Below are 16,281 nucleotides of genomic sequence, written 5' to 3'. Positions count from 1 at the left end.
GTTGTGGGCGGCGTACGCGGTGAGCATCGCGGGGACCTGGCTCGCGTTCGATGCGTTTCCCTTGATCGCGGTGCTGGTGCTGCATGTGGGTCCAGGTGAGGTGTCGCTGCTGGCGGCGGCCGGGTTGGCGGTGGGCGCGCTGGTCGCGGTGCCGCTCGGGCCGTGGGTCGAATTCCGCAGGAAGCGGCCGGTATTGATCGCCACCGATGTGGTGCGCTTCGCGGTGGTGCTCAGCGTGCCGCTGGCCTACGCGCTCGGGGTGCTGAGTTTCGCGCAACTGCTGGTGGTGTCGGTGATCGTGGCGGCGGCGGATATCGCGTTCCGGTCGGCGTCCGGGGCGTATCTGAAAACGCTGGTGGCCAAGGAGGATCTGCTCGTCGCGAACGGCCGGTTCGAATCGACCATGTGGACGGCGTCGGTGCTGGGGCCGCCGCTCGGGGGCGCGGCGATCGGGATCTTCGGGCCGGTGGTGACGGTGGCGGCGAACGCGGTCAGTTTTCTGTTGTCGGCCTTGGGGATTCGTGCGATCGGCGGGGTAGAGGCGCGGCCGGAAGGCAACTCGTCGGCGGGCTTCCGCAAGGGAGATCTGATCGAGGGCTGGCGCTATATCCTCGCCCACCGCGTGCTGCGGCCCCTGTTCCTCAATACCGTGCTGGTGAATTCGCTGATCATGGCGACCGCGCCGCTGCTGGCCGTCATCATGCTGCGCGAACTCGGTTTCGCCCCTTGGCAATACGGTCTCGCGTTCGGACTGCCGTGCCTGGGCGGATTGCTCGGATCGCGGATCGCCAGACCGCTCGCCGACCGGTTCGGTCAGGGCCGGATCCTCATCGTCGCCGGAATCCTGCGGTCCTGCTGGTCTATCGCGCTGGCGTTCATCGGTACCGGCCCGTCCGGTCTGCTGCTGGTGATCGTCGTGGAATTCGGTCTCATCACCTGCTGCGGCGTCTTCAACCCGATCTACGCCACCTTCCGCCTGACGCGGACCCCGGCCGACCGCACCGCCCGGGTCCTGTCCGCGTGGTCGATCACCGGCAATGCCACCACCGCCGCGATGACCGCGCTGTGGGGTCTGCTGGCCGCCGTCACCAGTCCGCGAACGGCCATCGCACTGGCGGGCGTCTTGATCCTCGCGGCGGCCTTACTGCTGCGCCCCGTGTTCTCAGAGGCTGAACGCGACCGCCCGCAGGATCAGCACGACGATGAACACGACCGTGAACGCCAGATCGACCTGGATTCCGCCGAGGCGGATCGGGTGTAGGAACTTGCGGACCGGGGCGATGACCGGCTCGGTCAGCTTGTAGATGATTTCGCGCGGCTTGCGGACGCCCTGCGGATTGTCGCTGAGCGTGACGATCCAATCCAGGATCAGGCGCGCGATCAGCAGCAGCAGGAACAGGGTCAGGACCAGCCCGAGCAGGCCCCCGATGAACGACATGGCGCACTCCTTCGTGATGGTCGCCTTATGTGATCAACGCTCCGGCAGCGCCGAAAGTGCCCCTCATCCTCGGTCATGATCGCGACGTTCGCGGGCGGGCTCGCCGAAGCCGTGCGAGAATCTGGGCTGCTGTTCGCCAAGCTCACCCCGAGATCGCACAAGGAGTCGCCGTGAGCAAGAAGTATTGGATCGGTCTGCCGGTAGCCGTGTTCGCACTGGCGCCGGTCTCGGCCGTCGTCGATGCCGCGCCCGCCCAGGCAGGGGTCCCGACCTACACCTGCAATGCCGAGACCTGGGCGGGGGAGAAGCTGCCGACGCTGCCCGCCGTCGAGGCCAAGTGGAGCAAGCGTCAGGCGATGGGCGTCGCGCAGACCACGTGGGGCGGTGTCGCGAAGTACGCGACCATCGACTGCAAGCTGAACAAGTAGTGCGGCCGCCGCGCGGTCAGATGGCGCGGCGGTGGTTCAGATAGGCGAAGGACGCGAGGCCCAGGGGGATCTGGCACCAGAAGGTGAGGAGCCGGAACCCCAGGGCCGCGCCGACCGCCACCCCGGCGGTCAGTCCCGCCACCGCGGTCAGTCCCGCGGCAATGGTGATCTCCTTGGTGGCGACCCCGTTGGGTGAGGGCAGCAGCGGCGCCAGCGCCACGGTCACCAATTCGACGACGAAGGTATCGGGCAGGCTCAGGTCCGCGCCGACCGCGTGCAGCACCGCCCACAGCGCCACCACCATGAGCAGCGGCTGCAACAGCGCGCAGATCCAGAGCGCGGCCGCGCGGCGAGGCCGGATCGCGGTGGCGGCCACTGATTTCCACGCCATTCCGGCATCCGAACGAGCGTGGCGCACGCGCGAGGGCAGCTGCCGCCAGCCGCCGTGCGCGCGCACCCGGCGATGCAGGACCAGCGCGAGCGTGCCGAGCACGCCCAGCCCGATGATCATGATTCCCGCTGTGCGCCAGAGATTCTCGCCGATGTAGTGATCCCACAGCGCCCCGGCCCGCGCACCCAGATCGTGCCAGGGCGGTGGCTCGCCATTGCGGCTCATCAGGCCCGGCGCGGCCAGCGCGGCGATCACCACCAGCGGCACCCGCACCATCAGCGCGGCGAATCCCATCAGCGCCATCGACGCCATCGCGCCGGTGTGGCTGAGCCCGGTCTTGCGCAGGAACCGCATCCGCAGCAGCAGCGACGCGGCGGGCACCAGTCCGATGGCAGGCACCGCGAGCTGCAGGGCGAACAACTGCCGGGCGTCGGTCCGCGCCGGAATCGAACCGTGCAGCATGAAAACCGAAGTGGGCCACAGCGCCAGCGTCGCGAGCCCGGCGACCAGCAGCCAGCGCGGATCCGCCCCCAGCAGTGCGTGGACTCCGGTGAGCACCGCATCCCGCTGCCACACCGCCGCGGCCGCTACCAGAACGGTGCAGACGACGGTGGGTAGTGCCTTTCTCGCAGTGGCGGGAATGGCCGCCATCTGCCCCTCCTCAGGTACATCGCAGACGTAATTTCCCCGGTGAATCGCGCACGCGCTGAACCACATTAACGTGCCCGGGGGAGGGACGACCCGCGTTCCGGCGTAACAGTGGGCACTTGCCGGATATCAGAGGTTCCGCGGGCCGCCCCGAGGTCCGGTTCATCCTACGGGATGTGAATCCCCGAGAATGTCCCGGACGGCTTCGGATCGGAAGAACGGCTCCACCCGCTGCCGGACCAGACCGGCCAGTACGCCTTCCTGTTTGGCGATCTCGATCACCGGCGGTGCGTACCGGACGAACTCGTCCCGCAGCATTTCCGGCGTGATGCCGAGTTCCTTCCACAATCCCGCCACGGTGTACTCGCCGTAGTAGCCGAGCAGGATATCGGCCGCGTCGCCGACGAGTTCGGCGAGATATTCGTGATTCTTGACCGTGGTGGCGAGATCGAAAATCGCGGCGATCAACGCGCGCAATTCCTCGATTTCGATGAATTCGCGTAGATCGCTGACCGGTTCATTGGCGAACAGGTCGTAGACCTCGAGCGCCGCGTCGGTCAGCGGCGTCTCCTTGATGACGGTCAGGATCGCGTGGTTGGTGCGCTTGACCGCGTATTGCGCCGCGGCCGCGCCCGCCTCGCCGAGCCGCTCGCCGAAGGCCTTGTCGCCCGCGCTGAGCACCTTGCCGACCGTCCGATCACCCAGGGAGAGCGCCGATTTCACCACCGGAATCTTCTGGGCCCGGGTGCGGGCGGCGTCGGCCGCCCCGGACACGATCCGATTGACGAAGGTGGCGGCCACGGTGCCGACCAGCGGGCTCTGCGCGAAGCGGTCCAGACCGCGCTCGAACATGGTGTGCATGCCGAGCACGGTGGCGATGAGCTTGGCGACGCCGTCGCGGTCGACCACATCGCCGAGCCGGAAGGTGTCATTGGCCGCGAGGTCGTAGATGGCATCGGCCAGCGCCTCGAACAGCTGCCGGTTCAGCGCGCTGCTGCCGAGCAGTTCGATGATCGACAAGGTGGTCTGCTGCACCGCGTTTCGATCCAGCACATCGGCGACCCGCATGGTGTCGGCGACGACGAAGGCGTCGCGCAGGATCTCGTCGGTGTGCGCGACCAAGGCCTCGCCGGTGACCTGCTCGAGGATGTAGGTCACCGCCGCGTCCACGAGCCGTTCGGAGACGGCGTCGACGTCGATCCCGTTCTCCGCCAAGTGTTTTGCCATTGGGCCTCCCCTGTCGAAAGTCGAAATCGATTGTCTCAGACAGTATATGGTGGTGCAAACCGAACTAGCGGCCCGCGGCCCGATCGCGCTGTTCGCGAATCTGCTGCTGCCGTGCGGACTGGTCGTCCTGCTGTCGTTGGGTGAAGGCCAGGATCTGCCGGGTGACGACCACCTGCTCCGGGCCGCAGTCGCGAACCAGCCGCAGATTCGATCCCGCGCCAATGGGATTGCCGGGCTCGTCGAAGACGATCTGCCGATTGAAATCGAGTGGGGTGCTGCAGACGTAGAAGACGTCGACCACGCCGGGTACCAAGTCCGGGTTGAAGCAGTCGACGATCAGCTGGGAGCCCTCGGTATGGGTGGCAGAACAATCGATGGAGGCCAGGCCGGGTTCGGCGCTTGCCGGCGGGCCGGTCACCGCCAGCGCCACGATCGCCGAACCGGACAGCACCGCCGCGATCCGTTTCATGCCGCGACCTCCTCGGCCGGCGCGGCCGGTTTCGTGCCCGCCCCGCGCTCGGATTCGGCCAGCCCGATGCGGGCATGCAGCCGCTTCGCCCAGCCCGGCGCCCACCAGCACCGGTCGCCCAGCATGTGCATGATCGACGGCACCAGCAGCATGCGGATGACGGTGGCGTCCAGGACGAGGGCGACGATCATGCCGTAGGCGATGTACTTCATGAGCACCAGGTCCGAGAGTCCGAACGCGCCGGTCACCACGATCAGGACCAGTGCCGCCGCGGTGATGATGCCGCCGGTGTGCGCGGTGCCGTAGCGGATGGCTTCCGGTGTGTCCGCGCCTTTTTCGCGCGCCTCGGTCATGCGCGACATGAGGAAGATCTCGTAGTCGGTCGAGAGCCCGAAGATGATGGCGATGATGATCACCAGCACCGGGAAGCTCAGCGGCTGCGGGGTGAAGTCGAGCAGCCCGGAGCCGTGGCCGTCGTAGAAGACGAACGACAGGAATCCGAGTGTGGCGGTAAGGCTCAGCGCGCTCACCACCACCGCCTTGAGCGGCAGCACGAACGAGCCGAAGGGCAGGAACATCATCAGGAACGAGGCCAGCACGAGAATGCCCAGCAGCCAGGGCAGCCGGTGGATCACCCCGTGGATCGAATCCCGTTCCAGCGCGGGCAGACCCGTGACGTACATGCGCACCCCGGCGGGCGGGGAGATGCCGCGCAGCCGCGCGATGACGTCGTCGGCGTTCTTCGGATCGGCCAGACCCGCCTGATACACCTTGACGTTCACGCCCTCCTTGGCGACGCCGTTGGAGAACGGCTTCTGGAATTCCCCCGTCAGCCCCGGTGTCTTGTTCGCCGCCTCGACAATGGCATTGAGCGTGGCCCGGTCGGCCCCGTCGATGACCAGCTTGATCGGCGAGGTCCGCTCCTTGGGGAACACCGCGTCGAAATTCTGCTGCGCCGTGCGGGTCTCATTGCCGGGCGGCAGATACTTCTCGGTCAGCCCCGCGTACTGCACGTGCAGGAACGGCAGGATCAGCCCGAGCAGCACCAACATGATCGGATACGCCAGCAGCGCCGGCCGTTTCATCGCCCAGGTGGCCAGCCGCGACCAGAACGAGGCGTCGATCTGCGCGGTCGTCCTGGTGCGGGCGAAGCGCCGGAATCCGAACGCGTCCACCCGCTTTCCGAGGATGGCGAGCATGGCGGGCAGCACGGTGATCGACAGCAGCGCCGCCAGCACCACCGCGGTCAGCGCGCCGAGCGCCACCGACCGCAGGAACGTCATCGGGAAGATCAGCACCCCCGCGACGCACACCACGATGATGGTCGCCGAGAACACGATGGTCCGCCCCGCGGTCGAAACCGCTATGCGCACAGCGTCTTCCGTGGATCGCCCCTCCGCGATCTCCTCCCGGAACCGGCTCACCATGAACAGCCCGTAGTCGATGGCCAGCCCCAGCCCGATCAGCGAGATGACCGCGTCGGCGAACTGGTGCACCTGCATCACCCCGGTCAGCGCCTTCATCACGCCCCAGGAGCCGAGAATGGTGAGCCCGCCGATGATCAGCGGCAGCGACGCCGCGATCACGCCGCCGAACACGAAGAACAGCACCACCGCCACCAGCGGCAGAGCGATCAGATGCATGCGCGCGATATCGGACTGCATGGTGAGCCCGACCGCGTCGGCCACCGGAACCCGGCCCGCCACTTGCAATTCCAGACCCGGGATCGCGAGCTTGTCCTGGATCCGGTGGTAGAAGTCGACGCTGTCCTGATCGCCGGTGCCTTGCAGTCCGATGCTGATGAACGCCCGCGTCTTGGATTCGTCCACGAACCGCGACTTGCCCAGGCTGCCGTTCCAGTACCCGCTGACGTCCTTGATCTGAGTCCTGTAGTCGCTCAGCAGCTTCTGCGTCAGGTCCTTGCCGGCCTGCTCGATGTCCGGGTCGGTGATGTGCTTGCCTGCCGGGGCGGTGTAGAGCGCGATCACATCGCCGTCGAAGTCGCGTCCGAAGGTGTTGTCGGCCAGATGCGCCCCGGCGACCGATTCGCTGGTGTCGTCGAAGAAGCCCTGGGCGGTCAGCTCGTCCTGGTAGCCGAGTCCGTAGAGCCCCGAAACCCCCATGAGCACGATGAATCCGATGATGACGGTGTAGCGGGCGCGGTAGGTCCAGCGCCCCAGCCGGTGGAACACGACTCCCCCTAGGACTGGCAGGCCGGGGCCTTGTAATCGGTCTGGGCGAGAATGCCGCAGATCTCGCTGACCGGGATCTTCCATTCGCCGTTCACCGCGACCAGATTGATCGGCGCGGACCGGCGATTGCCGTTGCCGTCCTTGTCCAGCCAGAATTCGGCCTCGAGGGTTTCGCCATTGAGCACCACCGAGTCCTTGACCACGCCGAAGGCGGCATTCGGGTTCTCGGAGATGGCCTTGGACAGATTGGGCAGATCGCCGCGGAACTTCTCCCCGCCCTGCACGATCGCCAGGCGCTGATCATCGCTGACCTGCTTGCCCTTGCCGAACAGGCCCTGCAGCTTCTGCTCCAGCTGATCGGCGCTGAGCGGATCGGGCAGCTTGCCGTTCCCGGCGGTCACCGCGGCGGTGGTGGTGGGCGCGACGCTGATGGTCACCTCGCTGCTGCGGACATTGTTGTCACCACAACCCGCAAGTGTCAGAGACAGTGCCGCTCCGACCGTCACCAGTGAGATTGCCGTTCCCCGAGTCAGTTTCATGTCCCCTCCAGAGTGACCGTGATCGCAATTTGCCCTTGATTGGGTCGTGAGTCACAGTATGCTAACAACTGTCTCAGTCGGTATGGGAAGTTTTGTCAGGAGGGGCCGGTGGCAGGGTTGCGGAAACCGCCGGGATCGTCGTTCGCCTACGCGTCGGCGCTCGTGGTGGCGATCGGATTGATCGGCGGCGGCGGGGGCGCGGCAATCTGGTTCCGGACCCACCTGGGCGCGCCGCCGCCCATCGTGGTGGTCGCGCAGGCCCCGGCCGTCACCACGTCGGCGGTGCCGACCACGCGGATGACCACCACGACCACCCCGCCACCGCCGGTCTTCCGGAACGAGACGGTGCCGCCGCGGCTGCCCGACGCCGCCGCCTACACCGGTGCGGTGCCCAGCGCCCTGCCCGGCTTCGAGAACAAGTCCGCCAACAATTACGGCTGGTTCGGCGGTGACGGCGTCTCCGCGCGCTGCGACGAATGGAATCGCGCCACCGTGGTCGGCTCGACCGTGAACACCCTGTTCGTGGTGTGCGGAAGTTATTTCAAGGCCTATGAATTGGCGACGGGGACACCGATCCGCACCGGCATGGCGGGCGGCGGCGGGGCCTGGTCCGGTGCGGGCGGCGGGGTGTCGATCCAGCTGACGCGCGCCGCGCTCACCCTCGCCCGTGACGGCGGCGAGGCCGAGGTGCAGCCGGTCGTGGAGTGGTGGGCCGCTTAGCAATTCGACGATTCACAGTTCTTTTCTGTCTCAGACGACATGGTGGGGAGTTTCAGATGGCGACGGTGGTGCAGATGTCGGAATCCGATGTGGGAGGGGAGGATCCGGAGCTACAGCGCGAGCTCGACGCGAAGTTCGACCCGCCCCCGACGCCGGCGCAGCAGATCCTGCGGCCGTTCGTCGCGCTGGTGCTGTGGGCCTGGAACACCCTGCTCGGATCGATCGGCACCTTCGGCCGGTTGACCCTGCTCGCCGTCGATTCGATGTACGGCCTGGTGCGCGACATCGTGAAGCTCAATCACCCGTGGCGCGAGACGCTCACGCAGGCGTGGTTCATGATGAGCGTCTCCGGCTGGCCCGCGATCCTCATCTCGGTGCCGCTCGGCGCGATCATCCAGCTGCAGGCCGGTTCGTTGGCCTCGCAGGTCGGTGCGACGTCGCAGGCGGGAGCCGCCGGTGGTCTGGGCGTGATTCGCCAAGCGGCGCCGATGATCTCGGGCATTCTCATGGGCGGCGCGGTGGGCGCGGCGGTGGCCGCGGATCTGGGGGCGCGCAAGATCCGCGAGGAGATCGACGCCATCCGCACCCTCGGCATCAACCCCAATCACCGGCTGGTCGCCCCGCGGCTGGCGGCCATGTTCCTGGTCGGCCCGCTCATGTGCGTGCTGGTGGTGTTCGTCGGCATGGCGACCATCTACAGCATGACCCTGGTGCAGGGCGGTGTGCCGGGCGCTTTCTTCAATTCCTTTGCGGCCTTCGCCAGTACGACCGATCTGATCATCGCCGTGGTCAAGACCGTGATCTTCGGAATTCTGGTGGTGCTGGTGGCTTCCCAGCGCGGCTTCGAGGCCTCCGGCGGGCCCAAGGGCGTGGCCGACTGCGTGAACGCCACCGTGGTGCTCGGCGTCATGACCACCTTCGCGGCCAATGTGCTCATCACCCAGCTGCTCACCATCTGGTTCCCCGACAGCGGAGGCTTCTGATGGTCATTCCCGCGAAATACCGTGCGCTGGGCCTGCATTCGGCGCGCAAGGCCGCGAATGTGGCGGTCCCGGTGGTCGGGCTGGGGCATCAGTTCGCCTTCGCCTATCACGTGCTGCGGGCGATTCCGCGGACCGTGCACCGCTATCGCCGCCAGATCGGCGTGGTGTTCATGGATATCGGCTGGGGCAACGGCCGGGTCATCGTGGGCGGCGGGACCGTCGGCGTGGTGGTCTTCATGGGATTGATGACCGGTGCGGCCATCGGCATCGAGGCGTTCCGGATTCTCGACCTGCTGGGCATGGGTCCGCTGACCGGGTTCATCTCCTCGTTCGCCAATACCCGCGAGCTGGCCCCGCTGGTGGCGGCCATCGCCTTCGCCGCGCAGGCCGGGTGCCGGATCACCGCCGAGATCGGGTCCATGCGGATCTCGGAGGAGATCGACGCGCTGGAAGCCACCGCGGTGGAACCGATTCCGTTCGTGGTGACCACCCGCGTGATCGCGGGGGTGCTCATCGTGGTCCCGGTGTATCTGGCGTCGCTGGCGTGCAGCTACTTCGCGACGGCGTTCTTCATCAAGGTGGTGCACGGCCAGGCCGGCGGCACCTACGACCACTACTTCCAGGCCTTCCTGAACCCGAAGGACGTGTTCCTGTCGCTGTTCAAGGCGGTCGTGTTCGTCATCGTCATCATCCTCGTGCACTCCTATTACGGCTTCTACGCCTCGGGCGGGCCGGAGGGTGTCGGGGTGGCGTCGGGGCGCGCGATTCGCGCGAGCCTGGTGTTGATCATCGTGCTGGATCTGACGCTCACCACGGCGCTGTGGGGAATGTTCGTCAGCGATATACGAATAACGGGATAGCGCATGGGGATAGGGAAGTATCAGGCGATCAACGGGCGCGGCCCCAAGCCGTGGCAGCTGTTGATCACCGGGGTCGTGGGCGGGGCGGTGCTGCTGGTCATCTCGCTGCTGTTCACCACGTATGTGAAGGGCGGGTTCGCGGAGCAGTTCGTGGTCAATGTCGAGGCCCAGCAGGTCGGCGAGGGCATTGTGGAGGGCGCGGACGTCAAGATGGACGGGCTGCGCATCGGATCGGTCGCCCGGATCGAAACCCAGGGCACCGACCGGCAATTCGTGCAGTTGTCGGTGCGGCCGGAGAACGCGAAATTCCTCGCCGACAATGTGCGGGCGCGGTTCGTATCCTCCAATACCCTCGGCATGACCGCGCTGGAACTGTTCTACCTCGGGCCGCGCGGCACACCGCTGCGCAATGGCGCGACCATCACGCTGCCGCGCGACAGCCAGACCGTCACCGTCACCTCGGTGATCCGCATGGTGGGCGAGCAATTCGGCAAGATCGACACCGATCCGATCGGGCGCATCGGGCAGGTGCTGAACTTCGAGGGCAGCGCCGACGGCATCGGCAAGATGGTCGCCACCGCCATCGATATCGGGCGCATGAAGGTCGGCGACCAGATGCTGGTCGGGCTGGATCCGCGGCCGGGCATCCAATCGGGGGCCGATTTCAGCGGTGATGTGAAGCGGGTCGCCCGCGATGCGCTGACGCTGTTCCGGGAACAGGCGGGCCGGATCTCGTTCCTGGTCGACCATCACGATGACCTCGAGGCCATCGTCACCCTCATCACCCAGCTCATCGGCGATGCCCTGAAAATCATTCCGCAGCCCGGTTTCCCGGCGTTGGCCGACGGTCTGCTCAGCCTGCTGCGGCCGGTCTCCGGCGCGGTGGACGGGCTCACCAGCTTCTACAACCGGGTGCCGCAGCTGCTCGACCGGATGGATCAGGCGTTCGTCGTCAATCCCGATGGGTCCGTGGGTTTTCGCGTACAGCTGCTGCTCGCGGGACTGCCGTACCTGGCGGGGGGTGCGCGATGAAACCCGTTCGCGGAGCGGCGATTCGGTTGACCGTCGTCAGCCTTGTCATCGCCGTGATGGGCGCCATGATCTGGACCGCACTGCAAACCCCGGTGCGCGACAAGGTACGCGGATACGCCGCCAATATCTCCGACGTCTCCGGCCTGAAGAAGGGCTCGGATGTGCGGATGGCGGGCGTGCAGGTCGGGAAGGTGACCGCCATCCAGCTCGACGGTGCGGTCGCCTACGTGGAATTCGGTGTGGCGCAAGGCCAGGAGGTCTACGACAACACCGAGGTCGCGGTGCTGTTCTCCTCGCTCAACGGCGACCGCTACCTGGCCCTGCAGCAGAAGGTCGCGCCCGGCAAGAGGATTCCGCCGGGCACCACCATTCCGATCCAGCGCACCCACGGCTCGTTCGACATCTCCGAACTGTTCGACGCGGTGCGCCCCATCTTCGAGACCCTGTCCTCGGGGTCGGTGGACAAGTTCCTGGAGAACCTGCTGCTGGTCGCCTCCGGGGACGGGCGCGGGCTGGGGCCGGTCATGGACAGCCTGAATCAGATCATCGCGGTGGCCGCCAACCAGGAACCGGTGGTGAATCTGTTGGCGGACAATATGTCCGGGCTGCTCACCCGGTTCCAGGGGCAGTCGCCCAAGATCGACCACATGATCGATCAGGTGCTCGGCCTGGTTGACACCATCTACGGCAAACTCGACTCGCTCAACAGCCTGATCGAGAAGGCGATTCCGGGCCTGAACGCCGCGATGCCGTTGCTGGACAAGTTCGTCGGCATCTACTACGACAACTTCCCCGGCATGCAGCGGCTCTACGACACCCTGCTCGGCCCCGACATGGTGACCTTCATCCGCCAGACCCTGGCCGCGGTGCCGCTGGCGCTGAACACCCTCAACGGCCTCACCCTCGAGCCCGAGGCGGGGGACAAGTGGAGCTGTCTGAGCGGGCTGCCGATACCCACCACGATCCTCATGGGCACCGAACGTATGGAGGCGTGCAAGTGAACCTGCCCTCGGGGACCATGGCGCTGCAACGCGTCTCCTTTCCGCGAATCAGTCTGCCGCGCTTGACGGTTCGCAGCGCCAACGCGCAGCGGAAGTTCGAGTTCCGGATCGGCATCGCCGCCATCATCGTCACCGTCGCGGCGCTCATCGCCTCGGTCGGGGCGTTCGTCATCCCGTTCGGGGAAACCGTGTACCGGGCCGACTTCGCCAGTTCCGGCGATCTGCGCAACGGGGACGAGGTGCGGGTGGCCGGAATCAAACTGGGCAAGGTGCGCGGCGTGACGCTGGTGGGTGATCATGCCGAGGTCGCCTTCGGACTCGATTCGAAGGTGCACCTTGGAGTGGACACGCGGGCGGTGGTCAAGCTGCTCACGCCCATCGGCGGGCGGTACCTGTCGATCGAGCCCGCCGGCACGGGAAACGCCGCCGGGCGGATCATTCCGCGCGAGCACACCAAGACCCCCTACGACCTGTCCGACGCGATCGAACAGGTGTCGCCCGCGCTGGGCAGCCTCGACGCCGGGAAACTGCGCGAGACCATCGCCAAACTGGCCGGGGCCTTCGAACAGCAGCCGCAGGCGCTCAACGGGATCCTGCACAGCGTCAACAACCTCTCCGACATCGTGGTCACCCGGCGCACCGAATTCCAGCGGGCCCTGGACGTGGCCAAGGACTACCTCGAAGTGCTGATGAACAAGCTGGACCGGCTGCAGTTGGCCGGGCAGCACGTGCTCGAGGTGTATCGGGTGATCGCCGCCAACCGGGACGGGCTCATCACCATGGTCGGGCAGCTGCGGCGGTTCTTCGACTACTTCACGCCGATCTTCGCCGCCGCGCAGAACCAGCTCGGGCCCGCGCTGGAACCGCTCTACGACACCATCGACAAGGAGGTCGCGGAACTGGTGCGCAACAAGGACGCGCTGGCGGGCATGAATCAGAATCTGGCCCGCCTGCTGGAGTGGTTCGCGCGCAATTCCGACAACCCGTACGTGACGGTCGACCAGTCGGGGGCCACCGTCGTCGACACACCGCTGTGCCCGTACGGAAAGCCGGGGTGCTGAGCCGTGAGTACACGAAATCCGTTGAGTGTCTTCAGGGGTCGGCTGGTGCCGCGGTCGTTGCGGGCCAAGCTGACCGCCGCGGTCGGGGTGGTCGCGGTGGTGATGGGGCTGATCGTGGCCGTCACCGGCAAGCAGTACTGGGACAGCACCGAGTCGCCGGTGGCGGTGTGCGCCGAATTCCGGGATGCCGTGGGGCTCTACAAGGGCAACAAGGTCACCATGCTGGGGATCCAGGTCGGCAATGTCACCGATATCGAGCCGCTCGCCGACGGCGTGATCGTGCGCATGACGGTGGACCGGAAGGTGCGGCTGGCACAGAATCTGGGCGCGGTGACCATCGCCAATTCCATCGTCACCGACCGGCGGGTGGAGCTGGGGCCCGCGTATACCGGTGGCGGGACCTTCGACTATCGGAAATGCATTCCCAAGGAGCGCACCAAGACTCCGGTCGGATTCACCGAGGCCATGCGCTCGATCGCCGATCTGTCGGTGGACCTGACCGGCAAGCCGCGGGGCGCTCCGCTGCAGCAGCAGGAACCGCCGGTGCTCGGAAATTCGCTGCGGGCCATCGCGACCCAGGTGCACGACAGCGCGGTGCCGCTGAATCAGGCCATCCGCAATATCTCCGAGATCCTCGGCGATTCCGCGGCGGGCGCGAACTACCTCGTGGGCGCGATTCTCAAGGAGTTCCGCAAGGTCAGCCAGAATCTGGACCAGGGCACCGGCGATGCCGACTTCCTGCTGGACGCCGCCACCGACGCGCTCGATATCGCCAATCGGATGCTGCCCGATATCGCGGGCATCGTCAGCGATGTCGCGGTGTGGGTGCCGCCGATCGCGAACCTACTGGCCTACAAATGGCTGCGCGTGATCATGGTGGGATTCGACGGGGCGATGCCGGTGATCACCCGAATCCTAGGCAAAACACAGAATTTCGTGGATCTGCTGAAGGACGTGCCGCCCGCGGTCCAGAACGCGCTGAAGATGTTCGACCAGAACCTCGGGGCGGGGACGTTGCAGTACGTGCCGCCGAGCATTCGGATCGATCCCGGGCTGGCGCGGGACGTGTGCTCGATGGCGAAAGCCTGGTTCCCGCCGTGCAACCGGGACTTCGCGCCGGGGGAGACCGTCGATCTGGGGCTGGTGCAGATGCTGTTGTCGGCCGCCGGTGGGAGGTGAATCGAATGCGTGGAAAACACTGGCGGACAGCGGTTCTCGGGGTGCTGACGGTGGCGACCGTCTCGGGCTGCGCGGTGCGGCCGCTCGACATGCCGCTGCCCGGAACGCGATACGGCAAACCCACCTATCAGGTGCGGGTCGAATTCGGGAACGTGCTGTCGCTGCCGCTCAAGACCAAGGTGGAACTCAATGGCGCGCAGGTCGGCGTCGTCGAATCGGTGAGCGTACGGCCGCGGCCCGATGCCACCGTGCCGGAACTGCCCGCCGATCAACAGCCCTACTTCCAGCCGACCGCCATCCTGGCCATCGACAAGGACGTGCACCTGCCCGCCGAGACCCGGGTGGAGATGGCGCAGCAGACGCTGTTCGGCGATACCTACGTGAAACTGACTGTGCCGGAACACTCTTCGGGTCGTGAGCTGAGTCAGGGCAGTGTCATCCCGATCCAGCAGACCAAACAGCCGACCACGGTCGAGGAGTACATGGGCGCGGTGGTCAGCTGGGTCACCGGCGGCAATATCCCGTTCGTGCAGAGCTTCGTGACCAGCGTCAACCAGGCGTTCCCGGCCGATCCGGAGACCTTCCGGGACTTCATGGCCAAGCTGTCGGTCTCGATCCAGCGCATCGGGGAGAACACCGGGCCGCTCAGCACAATCCTCAACAACGCCACCGCAGCCTTGGACACCTTCCGGCAGGCCGAGGACGTGTGGAAGTTCCTCTTCGACGACGCGCCGGTGCTGCTGGCCGTCATCGGGAAGGTGCTGCCGGATGTCATGTACTTCGTCGACTCCATTCGCGATCTGGCGGCCTTCGCGGGCGAACTGCTCATCGACCCTTCCGATCCGAAGGTGACCACCCGCGTCGACCGGATCCACCGGTTCCTCGATGTGTGGACGCCGCTGGCGCAGGCGCTCATCGCCACCCCGAATCAGGTTCCGCGGACGCTGAATTCGATCGACGCGCTGCTCGGCAACAAGATCGTGCCGTTCCTGTCGGCGCGCGGGCGGCCCTATATCGAGATCACCGATGTGGTGCCGCAGATACCCGCGAGCGCGCTCACCGGTGACCCGGTGGCCGACGCGCAGATTACCGCTGCCAATGAGCAGGCGTTCCGTGATCGGGTGCGCCCGGTCCTCGAGCTGGTGGGGTTGGTGCGATGACCCGCAAGATCCTGGTGTCGGCGCTGGCCATGGCGCTCATGGCGGTCAGCGCCACGCTGTACCTGACCTACGGGGTGTTCGGGTTCAAGCCCGGGGCGCGGACCTACGCGCTGTCGGTGCTGCTGCCCAATTCCGGTGGGCTGATGGAGACCTCGCCGGTCACCCTCAACGGGCTGCAGGTGGGCAGGGTGCGGGGGCTGGCCAAGGCCGAGCACGGGGTGCTGGCTCATTTGGCGGTGGAATCGCGGTATCGGATTCCGATGGACGCCCAGGTGATCGTGGCGAACCTGTCCGCGGTAGGGGAGCAGTACATCAACTTCGCCCCCAAATCGGCTGTGGGGCCGTACTTTCCGGACGGAGCGCTGGTGCCCGACGGGCAGGTCACCCAGCCGATCACCATGGCGCAGGCACTCGGCGGGATCCAGGGCGTGATGAATCAGCTCGATACCGACGCCATCAACGAGATCCTGCGCGGGGCCGACACCGCCATCCGGGACGTGGGGCCCAGCATCGCGAAGCTGGTGAACTCGGGCAGCATGTTCTCGACCACGCTGCGCCAGAACCGCGAACTGATCCAGCGCCTGCTGAGCTTCGCGGCCGGGGCCGCCTCGCAGTCCAACGGCGAGAAGATGACGCTGCTGCGCTCCAGCGCCGAACGACTGGCCACCACCTTCGCGCCCGAATTGCCGGCGCTGCTGGACCAGTTCATCGGCATCACCGTGAGCAGCGGTGGCACCCAGGTGATTCCGTTCATTCCGATGCTCAAGAGGCTCATGCAGTACATCGCCGTGCTGGTGGGCGACGGTGGCGCGGCCGTCGAGGTGATCCGGCCGTATCTGCTGGATCCGCTCGAGGGCGTGGACCTGGACCCGGGCAAGACCATGGACGGCCTGCTGGCCGCCTTCCCGGAGGGGAAGGGCTTCCGGCTGCTGGTCGACATTCCGCACTGAGCA

The 16,281-nt window shown here is 66.6% G+C and carries 17 protein-coding genes; 11 read left to right on the top strand and 6 right to left on the bottom strand.

Annotation, left to right across the window (positions count from 1 at the left end; all coding sequences use genetic code 11):
- The first annotated feature begins 1 nt into the window (after position 1).
- Entirely contained in the window at positions 2-1,261 is a 1,260-nt protein-coding gene (locus ACAM49_RS03625) for an MFS transporter (protein ID WP_369634013.1), read from the top strand.
- On the opposite strand, the gene ACAM49_RS03620 is transcribed toward ACAM49_RS03625, so the two are convergent.
- Positions 1,163-1,438 (bottom strand): YggT family protein, encoded by a 276-nt coding sequence (locus tag ACAM49_RS03620; protein WP_369634012.1) that lies wholly within the window; start codon positions 1,436-1,438, stop codon positions 1,163-1,165. The two genes, ACAM49_RS03625 and ACAM49_RS03620, sit on opposite strands and share 99 nt — an antisense overlap.
- A gap of 170 nt (positions 1,439-1,608) precedes the next feature.
- Here ACAM49_RS03620 and ACAM49_RS03615 point away from each other — a divergent pair, with 170 nt between their 5' ends.
- Positions 1,609-1,866 carry a hypothetical protein gene (locus tag ACAM49_RS03615; protein WP_040810149.1) on the top strand — a complete coding sequence of 86 codons (258 nt, stop codon included), beginning with the start codon at positions 1,609-1,611 and terminating at the stop codon, positions 1,864-1,866.
- A gap of 16 nt (positions 1,867-1,882) precedes the next feature.
- Here ACAM49_RS03615 and ACAM49_RS03610 read toward each other — a convergent pair whose 3' ends face one another.
- The 5 genes from ACAM49_RS03610 to ACAM49_RS03590 all read right to left on the bottom strand — a co-directional run bounded on the left by ACAM49_RS03610 (position 1,883) and on the right by ACAM49_RS03590 (position 7,332).
- Positions 1,883-2,908, bottom strand: a complete 1,026-nt coding sequence (locus ACAM49_RS03610; protein WP_369634011.1) for a YbhN family protein — start codon at positions 2,906-2,908, stop codon at positions 1,883-1,885.
- Between the two features lie 159 nt (positions 2,909-3,067).
- The gene (locus ACAM49_RS03605) at positions 3,068-4,132 is read right to left on the bottom strand and encodes a hypothetical protein (protein WP_369634010.1); all 1,065 of its coding nucleotides are present in this window, start codon (positions 4,130-4,132) and stop codon (positions 3,068-3,070) included.
- Positions 4,133-4,196: 64 nt separating this feature from the next.
- Complete coding sequence (locus ACAM49_RS03600; RefSeq protein ID WP_369634009.1) at positions 4,197-4,601, bottom strand: hypothetical protein; 405 nt, start codon at positions 4,599-4,601, stop codon at positions 4,197-4,199.
- Positions 4,598-6,793: an efflux RND transporter permease subunit gene (locus tag ACAM49_RS03595; RefSeq protein WP_369634008.1), complete on the bottom strand. Its 2,196-nt coding sequence runs from the start codon at positions 6,791-6,793 to the stop codon at positions 4,598-4,600. The genes ACAM49_RS03600 and ACAM49_RS03595 overlap by 4 nt, the downstream gene beginning before the upstream one ends.
- An 8-nt stretch (positions 6,794-6,801) precedes the next feature.
- Positions 6,802-7,332, bottom strand: coding sequence for a hypothetical protein (locus tag ACAM49_RS03590; protein ID WP_369634007.1), 531 nt, complete (start codon positions 7,330-7,332; stop codon positions 6,802-6,804).
- Between the two features lie 108 nt (positions 7,333-7,440).
- Here ACAM49_RS03590 and ACAM49_RS03585 point away from each other — a divergent pair, with 108 nt between their 5' ends.
- The 9 genes from ACAM49_RS03585 to ACAM49_RS03545 are packed head-to-tail and all read left to right on the top strand — an operon-like array spanning position 7,441 to position 16,278.
- The gene (locus tag ACAM49_RS03585; RefSeq protein WP_369634006.1) at positions 7,441-8,052 is read left to right on the top strand and encodes a hypothetical protein; all 612 of its coding nucleotides are present in this window, start codon (positions 7,441-7,443) and stop codon (positions 8,050-8,052) included.
- A 56-nt stretch (positions 8,053-8,108) separates the two neighbouring features.
- Entirely contained in the window at positions 8,109-9,035 is a 927-nt protein-coding gene (locus tag ACAM49_RS03580) for an MlaE family ABC transporter permease (protein ID WP_369634005.1), read from the top strand.
- Positions 9,035-9,895 carry an ABC transporter permease gene (locus ACAM49_RS03575; RefSeq protein ID WP_369634004.1) on the top strand — a complete coding sequence of 287 codons (861 nt, stop codon included), beginning with the start codon at positions 9,035-9,037 and terminating at the stop codon, positions 9,893-9,895. The genes ACAM49_RS03580 and ACAM49_RS03575 overlap by 1 nt, the downstream gene beginning before the upstream one ends.
- Before the next feature lie 3 nt (positions 9,896-9,898).
- Positions 9,899-10,927 carry an MlaD family protein gene (locus ACAM49_RS03570; RefSeq protein ID WP_369634003.1) on the top strand — a complete coding sequence of 343 codons (1,029 nt, stop codon included), beginning with the start codon at positions 9,899-9,901 and terminating at the stop codon, positions 10,925-10,927.
- Positions 10,924-11,928: an MlaD family protein gene (locus tag ACAM49_RS03565; protein ID WP_369634002.1), complete on the top strand. Its 1,005-nt coding sequence runs from the start codon at positions 10,924-10,926 to the stop codon at positions 11,926-11,928. The genes ACAM49_RS03570 and ACAM49_RS03565 overlap by 4 nt, the downstream gene beginning before the upstream one ends.
- Positions 11,925-12,989 carry an MCE family protein gene (locus ACAM49_RS03560; RefSeq protein ID WP_369634001.1) on the top strand — a complete coding sequence of 355 codons (1,065 nt, stop codon included), beginning with the start codon at positions 11,925-11,927 and terminating at the stop codon, positions 12,987-12,989. Before ACAM49_RS03565 ends, ACAM49_RS03560 begins: the two co-directional genes overlap by 4 nt.
- Before the next feature lie 21 nt (positions 12,990-13,010).
- Positions 13,011-14,168, top strand: coding sequence for an MlaD family protein (locus tag ACAM49_RS03555; RefSeq protein ID WP_369634000.1), 1,158 nt, complete (start codon positions 13,011-13,013; stop codon positions 14,166-14,168).
- Between the two features lie 5 nt (positions 14,169-14,173).
- A complete protein-coding gene (locus ACAM49_RS03550) occupies positions 14,174-15,328 on the top strand; it encodes an MlaD family protein (RefSeq protein WP_369633999.1) in 1,155 nt (384 codons plus the stop codon).
- A complete protein-coding gene (locus tag ACAM49_RS03545; protein ID WP_369633998.1) occupies positions 15,325-16,278 on the top strand; it encodes an MlaD family protein in 954 nt (317 codons plus the stop codon). The genes ACAM49_RS03550 and ACAM49_RS03545 overlap by 4 nt, the downstream gene beginning before the upstream one ends.
- The last annotated feature ends 3 nt before the right edge of the window (positions 16,279-16,281 follow it).

This window comes from Nocardia sp. JMUB6875 (assembly GCF_041154655.1).
Lineage (GTDB): Bacteria > Actinomycetota > Actinomycetes > Mycobacteriales > Mycobacteriaceae > Nocardia.
The sequence above is the reverse complement of the archived record's forward strand: the minus strand, read 5'-3'. Positions and strand labels throughout refer to the sequence as shown.